Annotated in this window: 21 protein-coding genes; 11 read left to right on the plus strand and 10 right to left on the minus strand. The window is 41.6% G+C overall.

What is annotated here, in order from left to right:
• The first annotated feature begins 540 nt into the window (after window positions 1-540).
• The 3 genes from glnA (at window position 541) to BWP33_RS07855 (ending at window position 3,177) form a co-directional block, all read left to right on the plus strand.
• Window positions 541-1,959, plus strand: coding sequence for a type I glutamate--ammonia ligase (glnA, locus tag BWP33_RS07845; RefSeq protein ID WP_002642081.1), 1,419 nt, complete (start codon window positions 541-543; stop codon window positions 1,957-1,959).
• A gap of 212 nt (window positions 1,960-2,171) precedes the next feature.
• Window positions 2,172-2,528 (plus strand): RidA family protein, encoded by a 357-nt coding sequence (locus tag BWP33_RS07850; protein ID WP_002642082.1) that lies wholly within the window; start codon window positions 2,172-2,174, stop codon window positions 2,526-2,528.
• 136 nt (window positions 2,529-2,664) lie between these two features.
• The gene (locus BWP33_RS07855; protein WP_002642083.1) at window positions 2,665-3,177 is read left to right on the plus strand and encodes a hypothetical protein; all 513 of its coding nucleotides are present in this window, start codon (window positions 2,665-2,667) and stop codon (window positions 3,175-3,177) included.
• Between the two features lie 47 nt (window positions 3,178-3,224).
• Here BWP33_RS07855 and recR read toward each other — a convergent pair whose 3' ends face one another.
• From recR to ilvC, 3 genes are all read right to left on the minus strand, one after another.
• Window positions 3,225-3,818, minus strand: a complete 594-nt coding sequence (gene recR, locus BWP33_RS07860; RefSeq protein WP_002642084.1) for a recombination mediator RecR — start codon at window positions 3,816-3,818, stop codon at window positions 3,225-3,227.
• 86 nt (window positions 3,819-3,904) lie between these two features.
• The gene (gene trpS / locus BWP33_RS07865; RefSeq protein ID WP_002642085.1) at window positions 3,905-4,915 is read right to left on the minus strand and encodes a tryptophan--tRNA ligase; all 1,011 of its coding nucleotides are present in this window, start codon (window positions 4,913-4,915) and stop codon (window positions 3,905-3,907) included.
• A 91-nt stretch (window positions 4,916-5,006) separates the two neighbouring features.
• Window positions 5,007-6,020: a ketol-acid reductoisomerase gene (ilvC, locus tag BWP33_RS07870; protein WP_002642086.1), complete on the minus strand. Its 1,014-nt coding sequence runs from the start codon at window positions 6,018-6,020 to the stop codon at window positions 5,007-5,009.
• Between the two features lie 308 nt (window positions 6,021-6,328).
• On the opposite strand from ilvC, the gene BWP33_RS07875 reads away from it, so the two are divergent.
• Entirely contained in the window at window positions 6,329-7,432 is a 1,104-nt protein-coding gene (locus tag BWP33_RS07875; protein ID WP_002642087.1) for a methyltransferase, read from the plus strand.
• 18 nt (window positions 7,433-7,450) lie between these two features.
• On the plus strand, window positions 7,451-7,768 hold the full coding sequence (locus BWP33_RS07880) for a hypothetical protein (protein WP_002642088.1): 318 nt from the start codon (window positions 7,451-7,453) through the stop codon (window positions 7,766-7,768).
• A 54-nt stretch (window positions 7,769-7,822) separates the two neighbouring features.
• On the opposite strand, the gene rdgB is transcribed toward BWP33_RS07880, so the two are convergent.
• The 4 genes from rdgB to dapA form a co-directional block, all read right to left on the minus strand.
• A complete protein-coding gene (gene rdgB / locus BWP33_RS07885) occupies window positions 7,823-8,416 on the minus strand; it encodes an RdgB/HAM1 family non-canonical purine NTP pyrophosphatase (protein WP_002642089.1) in 594 nt (197 codons plus the stop codon).
• A gap of 16 nt (window positions 8,417-8,432) precedes the next feature.
• The gene (locus BWP33_RS07890) at window positions 8,433-8,687 is read right to left on the minus strand and encodes an NGO_0222 family membrane protein (RefSeq protein WP_002642090.1); all 255 of its coding nucleotides are present in this window, start codon (window positions 8,685-8,687) and stop codon (window positions 8,433-8,435) included.
• Between the two features lie 99 nt (window positions 8,688-8,786).
• Window positions 8,787-9,911, minus strand: a complete 1,125-nt coding sequence (bamC, locus tag BWP33_RS07895) for an outer membrane protein assembly factor BamC (protein ID WP_040629048.1) — start codon at window positions 9,909-9,911, stop codon at window positions 8,787-8,789.
• Between the two features lie 86 nt (window positions 9,912-9,997).
• Window positions 9,998-10,873: a 4-hydroxy-tetrahydrodipicolinate synthase gene (dapA, locus tag BWP33_RS07900; protein WP_002642092.1), complete on the minus strand. Its 876-nt coding sequence runs from the start codon at window positions 10,871-10,873 to the stop codon at window positions 9,998-10,000.
• A 132-nt stretch (window positions 10,874-11,005) separates the two neighbouring features.
• On the opposite strand from dapA, the gene BWP33_RS07905 reads away from it, so the two are divergent.
• The 3 genes from BWP33_RS07905 (at window position 11,006) to BWP33_RS07915 (ending at window position 14,563) form a co-directional block, all read left to right on the plus strand.
• Window positions 11,006-11,884 (plus strand): lipid A biosynthesis lauroyl acyltransferase, encoded by an 879-nt coding sequence (locus tag BWP33_RS07905; RefSeq protein ID WP_002642093.1) that lies wholly within the window; start codon window positions 11,006-11,008, stop codon window positions 11,882-11,884.
• 106 nt (window positions 11,885-11,990) lie between these two features.
• A complete protein-coding gene (locus BWP33_RS07910) occupies window positions 11,991-13,919 on the plus strand; it encodes an ATP-binding cassette domain-containing protein (RefSeq protein WP_002642094.1) in 1,929 nt (642 codons plus the stop codon).
• A gap of 83 nt (window positions 13,920-14,002) precedes the next feature.
• Window positions 14,003-14,563, plus strand: coding sequence for a hypothetical protein (locus tag BWP33_RS07915; RefSeq protein ID WP_002642095.1), 561 nt, complete (start codon window positions 14,003-14,005; stop codon window positions 14,561-14,563).
• Between the two features lie 73 nt (window positions 14,564-14,636).
• Here BWP33_RS07915 and ttcA read toward each other — a convergent pair whose 3' ends face one another.
• The 3 genes from ttcA to purB form a co-directional block, all read right to left on the minus strand.
• Window positions 14,637-15,578 carry a tRNA 2-thiocytidine(32) synthetase TtcA gene (ttcA, locus tag BWP33_RS07920; protein WP_002642096.1) on the minus strand — a complete coding sequence of 314 codons (942 nt, stop codon included), beginning with the start codon at window positions 15,576-15,578 and terminating at the stop codon, window positions 14,637-14,639.
• Between the two features lie 205 nt (window positions 15,579-15,783).
• Window positions 15,784-16,443 carry a MarC family protein gene (locus BWP33_RS07925; RefSeq protein ID WP_002642097.1) on the minus strand — a complete coding sequence of 220 codons (660 nt, stop codon included), beginning with the start codon at window positions 16,441-16,443 and terminating at the stop codon, window positions 15,784-15,786.
• A gap of 75 nt (window positions 16,444-16,518) precedes the next feature.
• A complete protein-coding gene (gene purB, locus BWP33_RS07930; RefSeq protein ID WP_002642098.1) occupies window positions 16,519-17,889 on the minus strand; it encodes an adenylosuccinate lyase in 1,371 nt (456 codons plus the stop codon).
• A gap of 548 nt (window positions 17,890-18,437) precedes the next feature.
• Between purB and BWP33_RS07935 the strand changes: the two genes are divergently transcribed.
• From BWP33_RS07935 to hpnE, 3 genes are all read left to right on the plus strand, one after another.
• On the plus strand, window positions 18,438-19,286 hold the full coding sequence (locus tag BWP33_RS07935; protein ID WP_002642099.1) for a c-type cytochrome: 849 nt from the start codon (window positions 18,438-18,440) through the stop codon (window positions 19,284-19,286).
• 139 nt (window positions 19,287-19,425) lie between these two features.
• Window positions 19,426-20,274, plus strand: a complete 849-nt coding sequence (gene hpnD, locus BWP33_RS07940) for a presqualene diphosphate synthase HpnD (protein ID WP_002642100.1) — start codon at window positions 19,426-19,428, stop codon at window positions 20,272-20,274.
• Entirely contained in the window at window positions 20,271-21,539 is a 1,269-nt protein-coding gene (gene hpnE / locus BWP33_RS07945; protein ID WP_002642101.1) for a hydroxysqualene dehydroxylase HpnE, read from the plus strand. The genes hpnD and hpnE overlap by 4 nt, the downstream gene beginning before the upstream one ends.
• Window positions 21,540-21,602: the final 63 nt, after the last annotated feature.

Consider the following 21,602-nt stretch of genomic DNA (forward strand, 5'->3'; position numbering starts at 1 on the left):
AATATTTTTTTAAATAATTAGATTTTTATGTATTTTATTATTAAAACCAATATAATCAGTAAAATACATAATTGTAGTACAAGACTACAGCGACAATTCTTACCCAAAATACACGTTTTGTAAGAAAATGTCAAAAAAAATTAATCATTTTTTAATTTCACAATTAATTAATTGATTTTCACGTTTTTTAATGTAATTGCATTACAATTTTTTCAGGTTGCCTGAATAAATTTTTAGGCAAGCGAATAAAATCGCTAAATTATTTTTATATTCAAAAATATAATGCCAGTTTAGTTGTTTTTATGATGTTGTTAATGTAATTTTCTATCGCTTATTCATGCTAAAGCCCTGATAAACGAATTTGGAACATAAATTTTAGTAATAAAATTACAAAAATTTGATTTGAAATGAATTTAATCGTAGAAAAATTACAGAAATGCACAAAATCCTATTGAATAAATCTGCTTGCTTGTGGCACAATCTCATCCATCACAAAACTGCACCTTTCTCTACACAACTTCCCTTTTTAGGAGTATAACCATGTCTATCAAAGACGTTGTAAAAATGATTGAAGACAATGATGTCCGCTTTGTTGATTTGCGCTTTACCGACACCAAAGGCAAACAACATCACTTCACGATTCCAGCTCGTGTGGTTTTGGAAGACCCAGAAGAGTGGTTTGAAAATGGTCAAGCATTTGATGGCTCATCAATCGGTGGTTGGAAAGGCATTCAAGCATCGGATATGCAATTGCGTCCCGATGCAACAACTGCATTTATTGACCCATTTTATGATGATGCAACCGTCGTTTTGACTTGTGATGTGATTGACCCAGCCGACGGCAAAGGCTATGATCGCGACCCACGCTCAATTGCTAAACGTGCTGAAGCTTACTTGAAATCATCGGGTATCGGCGATACCGCATTCTTTGGTCCAGAACCTGAATTCTTCGTATTTGATGGCGTGCAATTTGAAACCCATATGGAAAAATCCAGTTTCAAAATCACTTCTGAAACAGGTGCTTGGGCTAGTGGCTTGGATTTTGATGGTCAAAATACTGGACACCGCTCAACCGTAAAAGGTGGTTACGCACCCGTTGCGCCTGTGGACGCTGGTCAAGATTTGCGTTCTGCTATGGTTCGTATTTTGGAAGAGATTGGCATTCCTGTGGAAGTGCATCACGGTGAAGTGGCAACAGGTTCTCAAATGGAAATCGGTACAAAATTTGCCACATTGGTTAAACGTGCCGACTGGACGCAAGATTTAAAATATGTGGTGTGGAATACCGCCCACAACTTCGGCAAAACCGCAACATTCATGCCCAAACCCTTGATGGGCGACAACGGCTCTGGTATGCACGTCCACCAATCTATTTGGAAAGATGGCAAAAACTTATTCTCTGGCGATGGTTACGCTGGTTTGTCTGAAATCGCATTGTACTACATCGGCGGTATCATCAAACACGCCAAAGCCTTGAACGCAATTACCAATCCTTCAACTAACTCATACAAACGCCTTGTGCCTCATTTTGAAGCACCTGTGAAATTGGCATATTCTGCGAAAAACCGTTCTGCGTCTATCCGTATTCCTGCGGTTACCAGCCCGAAAGCCGTTCGTATTGAAGCACGTTTCCCAGACCCAACCGCTAACCCTTATTTGGCATTTGCGGCATTGTTGATGGCAGGCTTGGACGGCATTCAAAATAAAATTCACCCAGGCGATCCTGCGACCAAAAATTTGTATGATTTGCCCCCTGAAGAAGATGCGCAAGTACCAACCGTTTGTGCGTCTTTGGAAGAGGCGTTGAACGCGTTGAAAGCTGATTACGAATTCTTGACTCGTGGCGGCGTGTTCAGCAAAGATTGGATTGATTCATACATTGCATTCAAAGAAGAAGACGTGCGCCGTATGCAAATGGCACCCCACCCATTGGAATTTGAAATGTATTACTCATTGTAATTTGATTTAATTTATTATTTAGTCATTTAAAATTAAAAATATTACTGCGTTGTTCGCTCCCTTATGTACTGGATTGTACAAGACGGTTACCTTGTTCTTATTTTAAACGACTATAAAATTTATTAGATGGTATTTTCAGGCAGCCTGAAAAGCGTTTTGAAACGTTTTAGGCTGCCTGAAGTGCGATTTTTCATTAAATTTAGGAAAATAATATGACAAATATTCAACGATTTGGTAGCAATGCCCGTTTGTCCGAAGCCGTTTGCGTGAATGGTTTTGTGTTTTTGTCAGGCATCGTGCCAGAAGACACATCTGGTAACATTACCGCGCAAACGACCGATGTTTTAAAACAGATTGATTATTGGTTGGCGCAATGTGGCTCAGATAAATCGCATATTTTGGAAGCCACGATTTTTTTACCGAATTTGGCGGATTATGATGGCATGAACGTGGCTTGGGACGCTTGGGTGGATACGCAAAACACACCAGCGCGTGCTTGTGTTCAGGCGAGTTTAGCCAAACCCGAGTGGAAAGTAGAAATCAAAATTTCTGCTGTGAAAAAAGCTTAGAACCTGTGTTCATAGCCAACGTCAAAAAGACATCGCGCTTGGCTGTGAATACAGGTTCTGAATTTATTCATTTGCTTATTCTTCAGGCTGCCTATTTTGGATAAGTGGCTTGAAAATGTGTTACTAGGACGGATTCATGAATACTTTTTATATGTACACTATGCCTTTGTCGCAATATTCTAATTTAATTAAAGATAAATCCATCAGTGAAGATAAAAAGCGTGTCCGCTTACACAAGCATTTGCTGGTGTCGGGGACAAATCGCCGCATCATTACCTTGATTTTGCGTGAAAATGGCTTGAGTGAAGACGATCAAATGCCACAGCACGGTTTTGATGTTCACACTTTTTCTATGAAATATAGGCAGATTGCATCATTGGTTCAAGAAGAATTATGCGAAGCGGCGGGACATTTTTCTCATACTTTACATCGGCTGAATTTAGCGGCATTTTATTATTTGTCGTTTGATGTGGAAAAAGAATTGACCGTGGTTTTGATTCGCAATGAGTTGCCAGAGGGCGTTTATGATCGCAATAATTGGGAAGGCATTTCGCCGACCATGAATCGATTCTATCGTCCTGAATTTCCAGAAAATATCACATGGTACGAATTGGAAAAAGCATTACACGAAGATTCCGAAAATCAATAAAAAATGGGGCAAAATCTATTACGTGATTTTGTCCCATTTTTAATATATTATTTCAATAAATTACGATCGTATACCGCCTGCGCTAATGTACCAGCGTCCACATATTCCAGTTCACTTCCCAACGGCATACCACGTGCCAATCGACTGATTTTATAATGTTGATTTTTAAATAATTCCGCTAAAATATAAGCAGTGGCATCGCCTTCGGCAGTGTGGGCAGTGGCGATGATGATTTCTTCAACTGAGCTGCCTGAAAGCCGCGCAATCAATTGTTCTAGCGCGATGCTGCGCAAATCCATTTCCTGTGAGGGGTTGACTTGCCCCATCAGCACAAAATACAAACCATCATGACAACGTGCGGCCTCCATAGCGGCAATGTCAGCTGGCATTTGCACAATCATCAAGCGACTGGCATCGCGTTGCGGATTTGCACAAATGGCGCACAGTTCGCCTTCGCAAAAATCGTGGCAAAGTTGGCAATTATGAATTTGTTTAAGTGCATTTTCAATAGCTTGGGACAATTGCGCTGCACCGTCTCGATTGGTGTGTAACAAAGTATGCGCCATGCGTTGGGCGGTTTTGTTACCGACATTGGGCAGGATTTTCAGTGCGTGAATAAGTTGAGTGTAAGCATTTGACATAATGGTATTGTATTGAATAAATTGTGAATTTCTAATTGCATTTTTTCAGGCTGCCTTAAAATTAGAATCAAGGCAGCCTGAAATTTTTATGCCAACGATTTGATGCCAATTGCATCTTTTACTTGCGCCAAACGCTCACGTGCTTCCACACGCGCTTTCGCTGCACCAGCCTGTAGAATTTCTTCAATTTGTGTAGGATGGGCAATTAACTCATTATATTTATCTGTAAGTGGTTCTAATTCTTCGCCAATTTTTGCGGCAAGCACTTTTTTTGCTTCGCCCCAAGCCATGCCATTTTTGAGGTTGCTTTCAAATTCAGCGTATTCGGCTGGTGTAGCAAATGCTTGATAAATCTCAAATAATGGGCTTTCATCTTTGAATTTGGGTTCACCAGGTTCTTTTAAATTGGTGAGAATTTTATTGACGGCTTTTTGGCGTTGTTTGGGCGTTAAAAATAATTCAATCGTGTTGCCATATGATTTGGACATTTTACGCCCGTCCAAACCCACCAATAATTCCACATTTTCATCAATCACGACTTCAGGCAGCCTGAAAATGTCTTTGCCAAAACGATGATTGAATCGTTGAGCAATATCTCTTGCCATTTCAACGTGTTGGATTTGATCGCGTCCGACAGGCACATGATGCGCGTTGAACATAATAATATCCGCAGTCATTAAAATAGGGTAGCTGTATAAGCCCATTTCAATATCAAAATCAGCATCTTGGTTTTCAGTAATATTCTTATCTACGGCGGCTTTGTAAGCGTGGGCGCGGTTCATCAAACCTTTGGTGGTAATGCACGTCAAAATCCAATTTAACTCCAAAATTTCAGGAATATCCGATTGACGATAAAACACCGTACGCTCAGTGTCCAAGCCACACGCCAACCAAGTCGCTGCAACGGCTTTAGTGGATTCTTCAATCATTTCAGGTTGATGGCATTTGATGATGCCATGATAATTGGCTAAAAATAAATACGATTCTACATTTTCCTGTGCAGCGGCGCGAATAGCAGGGCGGATTGCACCCACATAATTGCCCAAGTGTGGAATGCCTGTGGTGGTAACACCTGTTAATACTCTGGTTTTATTCATGATTATTTCCTAAAGAATCAAAAAGGCTACCTGAAATACATGGATATTTTCAGGCAGCCTGTTCATCAAAACAAATTAAAGCAGATTAAAATTAGTTTTTATCTTGGTCTACCAGTTTATTTTTGGCAATCCAAGGCATCATAGAACGCAATTGCGCACCTACTTTTTCAATTTGGTGATCGGCGGTTAAACGACGACGAGCAGTCATAGATGCGTAGTTGACTGCGCCTTCTTGAATAAACATTTTGGCGTATTCGCCAGTTTGAATGCGTTTCAAGGCATTGCGCATTGCTTCACGAGATTGGTCGTTAATCACTTCCACGCCTGTAACGTATTCGCCGTATTCTGCGTTATTGGAAATGGAGTAGTTCATGTTGGCAATGCCGCCTTCGTAAATCAAATCAACAATTAATTTCATTTCGTGCAAGCATTCAAAATAAGCCATTTCAGGTGCGTAGCCAGCTTCAGTCAAAGTTTCAAAGCCGGTTTTAATCAACTCAACCACACCACCGCATAATACAGCTTGTTCACCGAACAAGTCGGTTTCGGTTTCTTCACGGAAGTTGGTTTCAATCACGCCCCCTTTGGTGCCGCCATTGGCTGACGCGTAAGACAACGCGATTTCTTTGGCTTTGCCTGTGAAATCTTGGTAAACCGCAATTAATGATGGCACGCCACCGCCTTTCAAAAATTCGCTGCGAACGGTATGACCAGGACCTTTGGGTGCAATCATAATCACGTCCACATTTTTAGGTGGCACGATTTGGTTGTAATGAATGTTGAAACCGTGCGCGAATGCCAATGCAGCACCTTCTTTCAAATTTGGCGCAATTTCATTTTTATAAACAACAGGTTGATTTTCATCAGGCAACAAAATCATTACCACATCGGCTTTTTTGGTTGCATCAGCCACAGACAACGTTTCAAAACCAGCAGCAACCGCTTTATTCCAAGATGCGCCTTGACGCAAGCCAATGACCACATTCACACCGGAATCTTTCAAGTTAGCGGCGTGCGCGTGTCCTTGTGAACCGTAACCGATAATGGCAACGGTTTTACCTTTAATCAGAGACAAATCAGCATCTTTATCGTAATAAACTTGCATTGTTTTTCCTTTGGGAATTGATTGAAAATGGGAAGGTTCAGGCTGCCTGAAACGTGCTGCGTTTTGTGTGAAACGTCTGCGTTTCGGTGCAAACGTGGGTTGTGCCTGCGCTTGCTGCTAAACAATTTGAACGCGCAATCTTACACTAATTTACATCATTTTTGTAGATTTCGTTGCATGGTTTGGATGGTTCGGCGGTTATTTTTGCGCAATGATGGGGTAGGGACAGTTGTCAGGCAGCCTGAAAACTTTGATGTTTGTGCCATTGGTATTACAATAAGCAACCATTTTCAGGGGGTACTCAAGCCATGCACACGTTGATTTTGCACGACCAAGCCATTGAATATCGTAATGAAAGCCAGCAAAAACCACCGCGAAAATTAGCTGAAACCAAGCAAATTTCTGCCGATGCCGTGCTTCAGGCTGCCAAACAACATACCGCAACCGTTTGGCGTGGCGATTTTTATCAAGGCAAACAATTGCTTGATGCCATCAAAAAGCGGATTCGCAAACCCGCTAAATCCGCTGATAATCCAGCTGATGCGTTTCATAAATATCGTTTGGCGCAATCACAACAAAGCCGTGAAATCAATATGTTATTGATTGAAATTGATGCGCATTTTGTGTTGAATTTGCCACGGGCTCCAGATGTTCAGGCTGCCTTGTTGGATGTGTATGGCGAATATAATTCGGAAAGATTTTTATTGCCATTTAATCAATTGCTTGGATTTATTGGTGCACATGAATGGCATAAAAAGGGCGTGGTTATTGCTGCATTGAATGATGCGAAAATTCATGTACCGTTTGGGGTTTTTTCTCCGTTGCGTGGTGAGTATTTAGATTTGATTTTACAAGCCAAATTGCCTGAAAATTGCCAATTAGCGTTTGATATTGGTACAGGCAGTGGGATTTTGGCGATTTTATTGGCACAACGTGGCGTTTGTAAAATTTTGGCTACTGATAATAATCCACGCGCCGTACAATGTGCGCATGCCAATGTAGCGCGATTGGGTTTTGATTTACAAATTGATGTTTTACAACAAGATTATTTTCCATCGGGTTTGGCGAATTTGATTGTTTGTAATCCGCCATGGTTGCCAGCAAAACCCACATCTGCCATAGAAACTGCATTATATGACCCTAATCATACTATGCTAAAACATATTTTAGCAGAATCTGGTAATTTTTTAGCAGAAAATGGCGAATTGTGGTTGATTATGTCGGATTTGGCAGAGCATTTGGGTTTGCGTGATTCAGGCAGCCTACAAACGTGGTTCGCACAGTTTGGCTGGAAAATTGCCGCACAATGGGAAACCGCACCACGCCACAGTAAAGCGATTGGGCAGCATGACGCCCTTTCATTTGCACGCCAAAAAGAGCGTACTTATTTATTTTGTTTACAGAAAATTTAAATATACAAGGAGACAAACATGACTTGGCGTATTCAATCCATATTGCCTAACCAAGAGCCAAATTTGAAAAACATGAATGCGTATTTGCAGGCAAATTTGATTCATGGTTCTTCACCTGACGCGCAATTTATTTTTGATGCGATTTATAATATTGATTTAGAAGGATTTGTTCTGACATTGATGCAGGTGGATAACGAAATGGGTTTCATTGAAAAAGAAAAGCGTTTGCTGTTGAAAACACGCGCTGAATTATTAGAAGCAATTGAAAATTATCAAATTAATCCATTGCTTATGCTGACTGATGAACGTGAGCACATGGAGATTTATCGTGGTTAATTAATTCAACAAAAGCCATTTGGTACAATCGTACAGAAATGGCTTTTCTAGGTTTCAGGCTGCCTGAATTTTATGCAACAATTCTTGCAACGCCAAAGCGCGGTGGCTAATTTGATTTTTTATGTCTGGCGATAACTCTGCTGCGGTACACCCTTGTTTTGGCAAATAAAAATGTGGGTCGTAACCGAAGCCGTATGTACCAGCCGCTTCAAGCTGCCATGTGCCACGCCAAATGCCTTCGGCGACAATCGGTTGTGGGTCGTTTGGGTGGCGAACCAACACCAAAACACAAACGTAGTAACATGATTTATCAGAAAAATCAGCCAATTTAGCAGATAATTTGGCGTTATTGGCGGCATCGGATTTGGGGCTGTCGCCTGCGAATCGGGCAGACAACACACCTGGTGCGCCACCGAGTGCATTGACGCAAATACCGCTATCATCTGCCAATGCAGGTAAACCGCTGATTTGACTGGCATGTCGGGCTTTGGCTAATGCGTTTTCTAGAAAGGTGCAATGTGGTTCGGAGCATTCGGGGACGTTGAATGCGGATTGTGGCAAGATTTCAATGTGTTGCGTGGCGAATAGGGCAGAGAATTCGCGTAATTTGCCTGCGTTGTTGCTGGCGAGTACGATTTGATTTAGCATGAGATTTTTCAGTTAATTATTTGATATTTTTTAATTTATTTTGTTGAGTCAATTGCTGTGCTACTTTTTCACGCGCCACGTGCCGAATATACATCGCCAAACAGCCAATTTGTCCAAACGCTGCCGCAAATGCAAATAAAAATGCTGCGATGCCAAATTGTTTTTCAGGCTGCGTTTTGAGCGATAACCAATGACTGCCTAATGCAATTAAAGCAATAAATAGCAATGAAAACAACATGGTTAAAATTAAAAAAGTTTTTTTGTTTGACATAAAAATGGGCGTGCAACATAAAAAAAGGCGACCTGAAATCCCGATACATAGCGTAAAAACTAAAACTTGTTTGCTATTTCAGGCAGCCTGAACATCAAATTAGCGTAATTGTAAATAAAGGTTGTTTAACAATTTATTGGCATCTGCACCTTGATAAGGTTTACCAAATTGGTCAAGTAAATGAATGCGTTGTCCATTTGATACCTGTTCCAAAGCGACAAACATTTGTGGCGCACTGGTGTCGGTGGATTCGGTTTCTTTTTTCTTACCGAACATTTTGTCCAAAATACCTGTTTTTTGGTTAGCTTGTTTCAGCACATCGCTGGTTTTGGGGGCAGGGCGCACGACAAACATTCCACGTTCAGAAACAAAATTCTGTACTATCAAACCCACGCGGTCAAGTGCTGAACCAATGCGATTGACATTGCGTTCGGCTTCACCGTATACCAAAACACTGTTATTTTCCAGTTTGGCAAATTGTGAGCCTGTTTGTTGGTCGTTTTGGGTACGCGTTTGTTGTTGTGCGGTGGCTTCGTCCACGCCCAAATATTGCATAAAACGTGATAAGAATGCGGCTTCTAAATTGGGGTCATTGGCGCGCGGTTGCCAAGCGGTACGGTCTTCTTTTTTGCTGTCATACACTTCTTCCAAACCTTTATGGGTAAAGAAAATGTCGTAGCCGCCTTTATTGTTTAATTCCATGCGAATCATGAATTTATCGCGCTCACTGGTGGTGTAAACGCCCCCTAAACCCACTTTATCAAATAATTTGCGCACCCCTTGATTGGGTAATTTGGCGCGATTTTCTGCCCAGTCGGTTTCCATGATGCCTGCTTGTGGTTCTTCGCTTTCAAGGGTGAAGCCGTTTTCTTGCCAGAATGCGCGTAACAATGCCCATAATTCGGTATTGTCTTTGTCGTCAATGTGCAGCCAACGTTGTGTGCCACTGCGTTGAATTTGGGCATTTTTGACGGGTGTTAGCACTTGGCTACTGCGCGTGGCGGCGGCTGGATTGGATTTAAGTGCATTTGGGTCGGCTTTCACGCCTGTTGGCAAGGTGTACAAATCGCCTTGACGTGGGTCGCGCAAATCAGGGGGAATTTCTAGGCTGCGGACTTTATTGTTGGCACTTTGATAATCTAGCTTGTTTTTGTCTGACGTACTACACGCTGCTAATGTGGTTGCAGTAAGCATTAATGTAATGATTTTTAATTGATTTTTCATTATGATTATTTTCCCATTTGATGTTTTTTTCAGGCTGCCTTTGAGGAATAACTCCACGATAGCAGCCTAAAAAATCATGAAATAAATTAAATTAATTGCGCTGCTTTTAAGGCAGCCTGAACTTTGGTTTTGCCATTATCGGTTAACGTTGTGATGGGCAAGCGGACGTGTTCGGCACACAAACTCAATTGCGCCAATGCAAATTTAGCGGGCGCGGGACTGGGTTCACAGAACATCACATTATAAATAGGGATGAGTTGATTATTAAATTTTTTGGCTTCGGCGATATTGCCAGCGAGCGCGTGTTCACACATTTGGGCGAATACTTTGGGAGCAACGTTGGCGGCGACTGTAATGACGCCATGTCCACCGCACAACATAAATGGCAAACTCGTGGGATCATCACCCGAATAAACCGCAAAATTTTCAGGCACATCTTTAAACAATGATAATGCGCGGGCCACATCGCCACTGGCTTCTTTTACGCCGACGATATGAGGTAATTGTGCCAAACGCAAAATGGTTTCGTTGCTCATATTCACAACGGTTCGCCCTGGTACGTTGTAAATAATCATCGGAATATCAACTTCTTGTGTAATGGTTTTGAAGTGTTGATAAATGCCTTCTTGAGATGGTTTGTTGTAATAGGGGACAACCGATAAAGTGTAATCTGCGCCTGCGTCTTTGGCGGCGTGTGATAACGCAACGGCTTCATGGGTATTATTCGCGCCTGTTCCAGCAATGACAGGGACGCGTTTATTGACGTGTTTGACGGTGGCAGCAATCACCGCCAAATGTTCATCTACTGATAAAGTGGCTGATTCGCCAGTTGTGCCGACTGCCACAATGCCGTGTGTGCCATTGGCAATGTGCCAGTCAATGAGTTGATTTAATTGTTCAAAATTCACGCTGCCATCTGCGTGCATGGGGGTAATCAGAGCGACAAGGCTGCCAGTAAGCATGATAGAACCTTTATTTCCATGATTTTAAAAAATCTTATTTTAGCCGAAAGCGTTTGAATTGTCAGTTGTTGTGTTTTTCAGGCTGCCTGAAAAGATTTATAATAGAACAATTTTTTTAATTTGGCGTATCGTATGAATTTTGCTTTTTGGTTTTTGAAACAATTATCACGTTCTCCCTATTTTGTTTTGATTTATTTGGCGAAAATATTGGGTTTTTTGGCATATTATGTGGTTGTACCGCGCCGAAAAGTGGGGCAAATCAATTTGGCAAAATGTTATCCCACGCTGCCTGAAAAAACACGCCGCAAATGGCTGAAACAACATTTTTATCATATGGCGTTGTTGATGTTGGAATATGGGAAATATTGGTACGCGCCAGCATCTGTGTTAAAAAATCGTGTACGTTATCATAATAAATTTATATTAGACAATGCGTTGGCAAAAGGTGAACGCGTGATTTTGCTGTATCCGCATTTTACGGCTTTTGAAGCGGCAGTGTACGCACTCAATCAAGACACCCCCTTAATTAGCGTATATTCTCATCAAAAAAACAATAGGTTAGATGAGCAAATTTTACAAGGACGACATCGTTATCAAAATGTTTTTTTGGTTGGGCGAACCGAAGGACTCCGCGCCATCATCAAACAAATCAAGCAAACCCATGCGCCATTTTTGTATTTACCTGACCAAGATTTTGGTGCAAAAGATTCTGTTTTTGTTGATTTTTTTGGCATTCAAACCGCAACAATTGGTGGTTTAGGGCGCATTGCGAAAATGACCAATGCGACCGTGATTCCAGCGATTCCCACGCGTCAAGCTGATGGTACGGTGGATTTGTGTTTTTACCCAGCGTGGCAGAATTTCCCCAGCGACAGCATGGAAGCAGATGCACAGCGCATGAACGATTTTATTGAAGCGCGAATTCGGGAGCGACCTGAACAATATTTTTGGTTGCACAAGCGATTCAAGACGCGTCCAAATGGCGAAACGTCATTTTATGATAATATTTAATAAATTAGATAACCAGACAGCCTGAAAAGCATATCTAAATCTTTTCAGGCTGCTTTCCTTTTTAGGCTAAAATACGCGCCTAAATTTTTTCAGAAAAATAATTCTCATGATTGAAATCAAAAAGTTAACCTTACAACGCGGTTTAAAAGTCTTGTTAAATCAAGCCACCGCCACCATCAATCCTCGCCAACGCGTTGGCTTAATTGGCAAAAATGGTACGGGCAAATCCAGTTTATTTGCGTTAATTAAAGGTGAAATTACGCACGATTCTGGCGAAATCAGCATTCCGAAAACGTGGAAACTCGCTGCTGTGGCGCAAGAAACGCCAGCGTTGGAAATTTCTGCGTTGGATTATGTGTTGCAAGGCGATGCGGATTTGCAGCGTTTTCAGGCAGCCTTAAAACAGGCGGAATGCGAAAATAACGGTATTCAAATTGCTGAATTTCATGCCAAATTAGATGAAATTGATGCCTACACTGCGCCTGCGCGTGCCGCCAAGTTACTGAATGGTTTGGGGTTTGCGCAAGAAGAACACGCTAAACCTGTGAAAGCGTTTTCGGGTGGTTGGCGTATGCGGCTGAATTTGGCGCAAGCGTTGATGTGTCGCGCTGATTTGTTGTTGTTAGACGAACCGACTAACCATTTGGATTTGGAGACGGTGTTGTGGTTAGAAAATCATTTAGCATCATTGAGTTGTACGCAAGTCATTATTTCGCATGACCGCGATTTTCTCAATGCCACCACCACGCATACGATTGAACTTGCCAATCAAAAATTAAATGTGTATGGCGGTAACTACGATTTTTATCTGAAAGAACGCGCCCAAAGATTAGCCAATCAGCAATCTGCCTACGCCAAGCAACAAGAAAAAATCAAACATTTACAATCATTTATTGATAGATTTAAGGCAAAGGCAACAAAAGCCGTTCAAGCGCAAAGTCGCATGAAAGCGTTGGCGAAATTGGAACGCATCGCGCCCGCGCATTTGGACAGCGAATTTAGTTTTGAATTTGAACAACCTACGCATTTGCCTAATCCATTATTGAAAATGGACGAAGTTTCATTGGGTTACGCGGATAATGTGATTTTTAAAAATATTAGTTTGTCGCTGGAAAATGGAGCGCGATTTGGTTTGTTGGGGGTAAATGGTTCGGGTAAATCCACGTTTATTAAATCGCTTTCAGGCAGCCTGAAACCGTTTTCGGGGCAAATTATTAAATCGGATAAATTAAATATTGGATATTTCGCGCAACATCAATTGGATACGCTGCGTGATGACCAAAGTCCCATGTGGCACATTCGGCAACTTTCGCCCGATGCGAAAGAACAAGATATTCGCAATTTTTTGGGTGGTTTTCATTTTGTGGGCGACATGGCAGCGCAAAAAATTGAGCCGTTTTCTGGCGGCGAAAAGGCGCGTTTGGCGTTGGCGATGCTGGTGTGGCAGAAACCAAATTTGCTGTTGTTGGACGAACCGACTAACCATTTGGATTTGGATATGCGTCATGCGCTGACGGTTGCGTTGCAAAGTTTTCAAGGCGCGATGATTTTGGTATCGCACGACCGCAGTTTGATTGAAGCGACTACTGACCAATTTTTGCTCATAGATTCAGGCAGCCTGAAAACGTTTGATGGCGATTTGAACGATTATCACGCTTATCGTTTGGCGCAATCACAAGAAAATAATCAATCTAATGCACCAGTTGCATCCGCCCATTCGCAAAACCGCAAAGATGTGAAACGCCTAGAAGCGCAAATTCGTCAAGAACGCGCCAAACGAACCAAACCGATTCAACAAGAAATTGACAAAACAGAAAAAGAGCTATCCACTTTGCAGACGAAATTGAGTGAATTAGAGGGCTATCTTGCCGATGAATCCACGTATCTACCCGAAAATAAGACAAATTTACAACAATTTTTAACCCAATCCGCAGAAATTAAGGTAAAATTAAGTGAATTGGAAGAAAACTGGTTGCAATGGCAAGAAAAGTTAGAATCTGTCAACGCGGAAATTGACGCTGAATTTGCTCGTTAATCAGCAAAAATGCAACACGTTTTCAGACTGCATGAAAAAAAATTCAAGCAGTGCTTATTCTGTTGTTATACAAGGAAATTACGATGAAAAAACCTTTATTTGTCTTGGCATTTGCTATCGCCGCTAGCCCCGCGCTGGATGCGAAAGTATATAGCTGTGGCAATGGTTGCTACACGTCCAATCCAAAAGCAGCAAAAGGACGCGCCAACTTGGGTAAACAAATTGGCAGTTACACCAATACATTACCGAAAGAGGAACTCGTTTCTGCTGACAAAATCGTTGAACCCAAAACCGTTCAAGTCGCCGCTGCGCCTGCACCACGCCAAGTTGCACCTATCCGGCGGACACATTCCACATTACGCGCGCCCAGCGTGGCAGCACCTGTACCAGTGGCGTTGCAACGTCCCAGCGTGCCACAACCTAATATGCGCTTGACCAGTGGTCGTCGCACCATCTTGGAGCAAGAGTTAACCAACGAACGTACCGCTTTGGCACAAGCACAACGTGCTTTAATTGATGGTCGCGCTGTGAGTGGCAAAATGGTTGATGCCACGCATCAAACGCGTATTCGGCAATTGGAGAGCGCGGTGTTAGACCGTCAGCAAAATATCCAAGCTTTACAACGCGAATTAAGTCGTATGTAAATTCAATAAAAAATGTTCAGGCTGCCTATTTAATCATTGAGGCAGCCTGAACATTTTTGCTGGCATCTTGAAATTAATCACAAGACGTTTTCGGTTTACTGGCAAGAATGTTGATGATTTTGCGTTTTGATTTTTCAGGCAATTTTTCTTCTTCATCGTTTTGGGGTGTGAATGAAACGGTTTCGCTATCAAATGCTAAATCGCCGCCGTGTTTCAAATTTTGCCCACGTTCTAATCCAACAAAATCAAATAATTCTGTATCTGCCAAATGCGATGGCACAACATTTTGTAACGCAGAAAACATGGATTCAATACGCCCCGGAAAACGCTTATCCCAATCTTTCAACATATCGCCAATCACTTGACGCTGCAAATTTGGCTGTGAACCGCACAAATTGCACGGAATAATGGGGAACTTTTTTAATTCAGCATATTGAATCAAATCTTTCTCTTTCACATAGGCAAGCGGACGAATTACAATGTGTTCGCCATTGTCTGATACCAACTTAGGTGGCATTGCTTTGAGTTTGCCCCCGTAAAACATATTCAAAAACATTGTTGCCAAAATATCATCGCGATGATGTCCGAGTGCGATTTTGGTGCAGCCTAATTCTTTGGCTGTGCGATACAAAATACCGCGTCGCAAACGGCTACACAATGAACAAGTGGTTTTGCCTTCTTCTAGCACACGCTTAACGGTGGAGTAGGTATCTTCTTCCACGATTTTGAATGGCACGCCGATGCTGGCTAGGTATTCGGGTAAAACGTGTTCGGGAAACCCAGGTTGTTTTTGGTCCAAATTCACGGCAATGACTTCAAAATCAATGGGTGCGGACGCTTGTAATTGGCGCAAAATATCCAGTAGGGCGTAGCTGTCTTTACCACCTGACAAACACACCATGATTTTGTCGCCGTTTTCAATCATATTGAAATCGTTGATGGCATGACCTACGGCATGACGTAGGCGTTTTTGTAATTTATTGTTTTCTAATTCAGACTTGGTTTTTCTGGACATGATGTTTCGCAATTTTATTTAGATTAAAGTTCAATTATAAAACAAAGGCAGCCTGAAACTTTTACAAAATCTTTAAAAACGAAAATTTCAAAATTTTATCTAAATTGATACATTTAAATTTTAATTTTTGATTTTAGCTAAAAGCAGAGGTTTAGCCTAAAAGTGTAGTCGTTTAAAATAAAAAATAGGACAACGCAGTATTATTTTATCGCAGCATCGGGAATAAATCCTTTAAACCCGTTACCACAATTTCTACCGCTACCGCCGCTAACAAAATCCCCATGACGCGATTCATGATGGTTAAACCTGTCTCGCCCAAAAATTGGCTGATTTTGTTTGCTAATAGTAGTGAAATCAAACAAATTAACGCAATCAAACCACCAGCCACCATCACCAAACCCAAATCTAACCAAGAGTGTGCCGATGATGTGTAAATGACTACCGTAGAAATGCCACCTGGCCCAATCATCATGGGAATCGCAATTGGCACGACCGCCGTGGAAATGAGTTTGCTGCGGTCAATTTGTTCAATGTGAATTTCGTGGTGTTCGCTGTCGCCGATGGTGGGTTTGGCTATGTTATCGCCACCACTCATCATGCTGACCGCAATCAAAAACACCAAAATGCCCCCACCCACACGAAATGCCCCCGTACTGATGCCAAATAAATGCAAAATAAAATTACCTGAAACCGCAAATACCGCAATCGTAACAAACACACTAAACGATGCAATTTGCGCCACTTTTCGGCGATCTTTGGGTGTGTATTCACGTGTCAAATCCAAATAAATTGGCAATGCGCTGAATGGATTAATCAGCACCATAAACGCCAAAATAATTTTACCAATTTCAACTTGTAGTTGCATGATTCGTGCCTTAAAAATAATTTGATTTTTCAGGCAGCCTGAACATAAAGGCAGCCTAAAAAATCAAAAATTGAATTAAATGCGTTTTGCTAATTCAATTGCTTTGCCGATGTAAAGTGCGGGTGTTAAAGCCAATAATTCGGTTTTTGCGTTGTCGGGAATCGCCAGATGATTGATGAATGATTTCAGTTTTTCGGGTGTGATACCGTCTTTGCCACGTGTCAATTCTTTTAATTGTTCGTAGGCATTTGGCACCGCGTAACGGCGCATCACGGTTTGGATTGGCTCGGCTAATAATGCCCAATTTTCGTCTAAATCCGTTGCCAAAACTGGTGGATTCACTTCCAATTTGTTTAAACCGCGTAAATGTGCCGCCAAGCCCAAAACTGTGTAACCCACGCCTATACCCATGTTGCGCAAGACGGTGCTGTCGGTCAAATCGCGTTGCCAACGGGAAATCGGTAATTTCTCCGATAAAAAACCCAAAATCGCATTTGCCATGCCCAAATTACCCTCGGAATTTTCAAAATCAATTGGATTGACTTTGTGTGGCATCGTGGATGAACCCACTTCCCCTGCTTTTACTTTTTGTTTGAAATAACCCAATGAAATATAACCCCAAACATCGCGGTTGAAATCAATCAAAATAGTATTTATTCGGCTGATGGTTTGGAAAAATTCAGCCATGTAATCGTGCGGTTCAATTTGAATGGTGTAGGGGTTGAATGTTAAACCCAATGATTTTTCAACAAAATTTTGGCAATGTTGCTCCCAATTTACATCAGAATAGGCGAGCATGTGTGCGTTGTAATTGCCAACTGCGCCATTGATTTTACCTAAAAATTCTTGTGAGGCTAACTGTTTGATTTGGCGTTGTAAACGGTATAAAACATTTGCCACTTCTTTACCCAAAGTGGTGGGCGTGGCAGGTTGTCCGTGTGTGCGCGACATCATTGGAATCTCTGCTAATTCATGCGCTAATTGTTGCAATTTTTCGCTAACTTTGGCTAGTTTCGGTAAAATCACATTTTCGCGTGCTTCTTTCAACATCAAAGCGTGCGACAAATTATTGATGTCTTCCGATGTGCAAGCAAAATGGATAAATTCATTGACTGCTTGAATTTCCTGATTGTTTTTAAAACGATTTTTCAGCCAATATTCAATCGCTTTGACATCATGATTGGTGGTTGCTTCAATCGCTTTGACTTCGGCAGCATTGTCTAAATTAAAGTTGGCGATGACGGCATCAATTTCAGCAATCGTGCTGCCTGAAAACATGGGTACTTCACGGATTTTGGGCTCTGCGGACAAGGCCTTAAGCCATTCCAGTTCCACGCGAACACGTGCTTTCATTAAACCAAATTCTGAAAAAATAGGGCGCAAATCTTCTACAGATTGAGCATAACGCCCATCCAATGGAGATAGAGCAAAAATAGGGTTAATCATTTGTTTTTCCTATATAAAGTTTGATGAAGGGTTTCAGGCTGCCTTTTGAGTAATCTGTCTTTTATAATCTAGTTAATTGATTAATTGTATTAAAATAACTTCAAAAACAATGAATAAAAAATCGCATCAGTTTAGCATAAATAAAGATGGCTTTGGAGTGATGGGGTACGATAATTTATTTCACGGTTATTTTGGGCGTTAAAATTACCAATTTTTGCAGAAATTTAATCATTTGGGTCTCTACCGCTTTTTTGTTAAAAAACGTGTATTTCTGTATTGAAAATATGCATCAGTGGATGATGTTGGTTTATGTTTTTGCTTTAACTTTAAAATAATTATTTGTGCCTAAAAAATCAGCTTCGTGCCGTTATAAGACTGCCTGAAAAAATCTATGTCATGATTTTTTTACCACAAACCTATTTTTACGTTGGAAAGTCCGCATAAAATTCAGTATAATCACGCAAATTCATGTTAATTATAACTGAAGCATTAACACAATAATTGAAGCATTAACACAAACCGACCGAACATGGCGAGGCAACCCCAAAATGAATTCATTTAAAAACAAACAACAAGGCTCAGCATTAACCAATTTGGTAGGCGGTATCGCCATTTTGGGAATCAGCGTATTTTTGTTAGCAAAATTAGCCAACAGTGGTTATTCAGCTGATGTGGATCTAGTAACCGAAAATGCAACTGCCACGCGAATTATGCCAGCAGGTAATTTAAAATTAGGCGATGGCGCAGAACCTGGACAACGGACAGGCAAACAAGTGTTTGATAAAGTATGTTTCCAGTGCCACGCAGCAGACAGTTCAACCGCATTTTCGCCTAAAATGACTCACAATGCAGATTGGGCGCCACGCATTGCCAAAGGTTTGGATACGTTATTTAATAGTGCATTACATGGCTTTACGGGTCAAGGTAACATGCCCGCCAAAGGCGGTGCGACTGATTTGACTGATGATGAAGTCAAACGCGCTGTTGTGTATATGGCAAATAATTCAGGTGGCTCATTCCCTGAACCTGTGGCAGGTGGTGCCGCGTCAGCTCCTGCCAGTGCATCTGGTGCAGCGGTTGCAGGTCAGGCTGAACCAGAAAAAAATACAGAAGTAGCAGCAGCCGATGATGGTCAAGCCAAAGCTAATTTTGAAAAATCTTGTCAAGCGTGTCATGCAGCTAATTCGGCTATTCCGAATGCACCTAAATTGGGTAATAAAGACGATTGGGCACCTCGCATCGCGCAAGGCAAAGATACTTTGTTTAAACACGCAATTGAGGGTTTCACTGGTGCGAAAGGTGGTGTGATGCCACCTAAAGGCGGTTCTGCTTTAAGTGATGATGAAGTGAAAGCCGTGGTAACTTATATGGCAAATCAAGCTGGTGCGAAATTCTAATTTTCAGGCTGCCTGAAGACAGGGTAGGTTTTTAACCTGCCCTGTTTTTCGTATTTTAAAAATAATTTTTCCTTAAAAATCAATTAATTAACTATATATTGAAAAGATTGTTTCATGTGAAACATTGTAAAAATAAAAGATGAATCCATTAATATATTGTCAAGAAAAAGCCCAGTCTAGTGGCTCTAGTTTTTTAGCAGGTTTCCGATTTTTACCCGAACAACAAAAAAATGCCATGATCATTCTATATGCGTATTGTCGTGAATTAGATGATGTCGTTGATGATTGTTTAGATATTAATATTGCGCGTCAAACTTTGGCATGGTGGCGACAGGATTTGGATAAAATATTCACGCAAAAGCAACCTGAACACCCTATTAATCAGGCTTTATGTGAAATTGTAGATATGTTCAGTTTGCCAAAAGATGAATTGGAAGATATTATCAATGGTATGGAAATGGATTTACACCATGTCCGTTATCAAAATTTTACAGATTTGCAATATTATTGCCATCGGGTCGCTGGTGTGGTGGGGCGTTTGATTGTGCGAATTTTGGGATTTTCGGAAAATCAAACACTTGCGTATGCAGATAAATTGGGGTTGGCGTTGCAATTGACCAACATCATTCGTGATGTGGGTGAAGATGCACGAAATGGACGCATTTATTTGCCACTTGATGAATTGGCGCAATTTGGTGTTTCACAAGAAAGCATTTTGTCATATCAACCTAATCAATCATTTGAAAAATTAATGGATTTCCAAATTATGCGTGCGCGTGAAACCTATCGTGTAGCAATGTCATTGCTGCCTGAAAAGGACAAAAAACGACAAAAAGTGGGAACAGTGATGGGCGGTATTTATTATGCGTTGTTGGAAGAAATTGCGCGTGATGGTGGGGCTAATGTGTTGAAATATAAAATTAGAATTCCCAGTCCGCGAAAATTTTGCATTGCAATGCGGGTTTGGTTATTTGGATTTAAGCCATGAAAGTAGCGGTAATTGGTGCAGGTTGGGCGGGTTTGGCGGCGGCGGTGCGATTGGCTGAAATGGGTGTGGAAGTGGTGCTTTTTGAAGCAGGGCGCGTGGCTGGGGGGCGAGCACGGTCGCTGGAAGCGAATGGTTTTGCGATGCTGGACAATGGTCAACATTTGCTGATTGATGGTTATGCGGCGGTTTTTGAATTGTTGCGGCGAATTGACGTGGATGCGGATGCGGTTTTTGCGCGAACGCCTATGCGTTGGTTGATGGCAGACGGTTGGCAGTTTCAGGCAGCCTGTTTACCTAAGCCTTTGAATGTATTGGTTGGCTTGTTGCGTGGAAAGAATGCAAGTTTGTCTGAAAAATGGCGATTGTTGTGTGATTTATTGGCATTGTCGTGGTGGCAGAGATTGGGTTCTGGCGATAAATCGGTGGCGGATTTTTTGGCGCAACGTCGGGTATCGGCAAAATGGCGTGATGAATTTTGGCAACCTTTGGTATGGGGATCATTAAATACACCTTTAGAATCAGCCAGTTTGCGTATTTTGGCGAATGTATTGGCTGATGGTTTGGGGTGTGATTTTTGTTTAGCAAAAGGAGATTTGGGCGCATTATTGGTTAATCCTGCATTGCGAAAACTGGCGGATTTAGGGGGACGGTTTGTGGCACAAACTCGGGTAGAACAGTTGACGCAAATTAATCATAAATATTTGATTAAAAATGAAAAATTTGATAATGTAATTGTGGCGGTTGCGCCTTATCATGTGGCGGGTGTGTTGCCTGAATGGGGGAGGGCAGATTTTCAGGCTGCCGAAAAGGATTGGTATTATCATGCCATTACAACGGTTTATCTGAAATATTCTCAAGAAATTCAGTTGCCTGCCATGATGACGGGGTTGGTGTATGGTACAGCACAATGGCTAATTGACCGAAATTATTTAAATGGAAATAATGAAATAGCCGCGGTTATCAGTTTGTCCGAACAATATGGCAGCCTGAAAGCCGATGAATGGGCAGCGAAAATTCATGCCGATGTGTTGCGCGTGTCGCCAAATTTGGAAAAACCTATTGCATTTCAAGTGATTACAGAAAAGCGTGCCACCACTGCTATTGCCATCAATCGTGTGCCATTTAATCAAAACTATTTGAACAAAAAAGGTATTTTTTTGGCTGGCGATTATTTGAGTGAGCGTTATCCTGCTACTTTGGAAGCAGCGGTACAAAGCGGTTTTCAGGCTGCCTTGATGTGTTATGCAAAAAATTCAGCAACTTAATGCAAAATGTTGCGTGGCAGAGCGTGAGTGTAGCAGTAATACGCCACGTTTCTGATTGAAATG

The organism is Simonsiella muelleri ATCC 29453, from assembly GCF_002951835.1.
GTDB classification, from domain to species: Bacteria; Pseudomonadota; Gammaproteobacteria; order Burkholderiales; family Neisseriaceae; genus Simonsiella; species Simonsiella muelleri.

Excerpts from the sequence above, each read along its gene's own strand:
- glnA (WP_002642081.1), top strand. The coding sequence starts at position 541 with ATGTCTATCAAAGACGTTGTAAAAATGATTGAAGACAATGATGTCCGC.
- BWP33_RS07850 (WP_002642082.1), top strand. The coding sequence starts at position 2,172 with ATGACAAATATTCAACGATTTGGTAGCAATGCCCGTTTGTCCGAAGCC.
- BWP33_RS07855 (WP_002642083.1), top strand. The coding sequence starts at position 2,665 with ATGAATACTTTTTATATGTACACTATGCCTTTGTCGCAATATTCTAAT.
- recR (WP_002642084.1), bottom strand. The coding sequence starts at position 3,818 with ATGTCAAATGCTTACACTCAACTTATTCACGCACTGAAAATCCTGCCC.
- trpS (WP_002642085.1), bottom strand. The coding sequence starts at position 4,915 with ATGAATAAAACCAGAGTATTAACAGGTGTTACCACCACAGGCATTCCA.
- ilvC (WP_002642086.1), bottom strand. The coding sequence starts at position 6,020 with ATGCAAGTTTATTACGATAAAGATGCTGATTTGTCTCTGATTAAAGGT.
- BWP33_RS07875 (WP_002642087.1), top strand. The coding sequence starts at position 6,329 with ATGCACACGTTGATTTTGCACGACCAAGCCATTGAATATCGTAATGAA.
- BWP33_RS07880 (WP_002642088.1), top strand. The coding sequence starts at position 7,451 with ATGACTTGGCGTATTCAATCCATATTGCCTAACCAAGAGCCAAATTTG.
- rdgB (WP_002642089.1), bottom strand. The coding sequence starts at position 8,416 with ATGCTAAATCAAATCGTACTCGCCAGCAACAACGCAGGCAAATTACGC.
- BWP33_RS07890 (WP_002642090.1), bottom strand. The coding sequence starts at position 8,687 with ATGTCAAACAAAAAAACTTTTTTAATTTTAACCATGTTGTTTTCATTG.
- bamC (WP_040629048.1), bottom strand. The coding sequence starts at position 9,911 with ATGAAAAATCAATTAAAAATCATTACATTAATGCTTACTGCAACCACA.
- dapA (WP_002642092.1), bottom strand. The coding sequence starts at position 10,873 with ATGCTTACTGGCAGCCTTGTCGCTCTGATTACCCCCATGCACGCAGAT.
- BWP33_RS07905 (WP_002642093.1), top strand. The coding sequence starts at position 11,006 with ATGAATTTTGCTTTTTGGTTTTTGAAACAATTATCACGTTCTCCCTAT.
- BWP33_RS07910 (WP_002642094.1), top strand. The coding sequence starts at position 11,991 with ATGATTGAAATCAAAAAGTTAACCTTACAACGCGGTTTAAAAGTCTTG.
- BWP33_RS07915 (WP_002642095.1), top strand. The coding sequence starts at position 14,003 with ATGAAAAAACCTTTATTTGTCTTGGCATTTGCTATCGCCGCTAGCCCC.
- ttcA (WP_002642096.1), bottom strand. The coding sequence starts at position 15,578 with ATGTCCAGAAAAACCAAGTCTGAATTAGAAAACAATAAATTACAAAAA.
- BWP33_RS07925 (WP_002642097.1), bottom strand. The coding sequence starts at position 16,443 with ATGCAACTACAAGTTGAAATTGGTAAAATTATTTTGGCGTTTATGGTG.
- purB (WP_002642098.1), bottom strand. The coding sequence starts at position 17,889 with ATGATTAACCCTATTTTTGCTCTATCTCCATTGGATGGGCGTTATGCT.
- BWP33_RS07935 (WP_002642099.1), top strand. The coding sequence starts at position 18,438 with ATGAATTCATTTAAAAACAAACAACAAGGCTCAGCATTAACCAATTTG.
- hpnD (WP_002642100.1), top strand. The coding sequence starts at position 19,426 with ATGAATCCATTAATATATTGTCAAGAAAAAGCCCAGTCTAGTGGCTCT.
- hpnE (WP_002642101.1), top strand. The coding sequence starts at position 20,271 with ATGAAAGTAGCGGTAATTGGTGCAGGTTGGGCGGGTTTGGCGGCGGCG.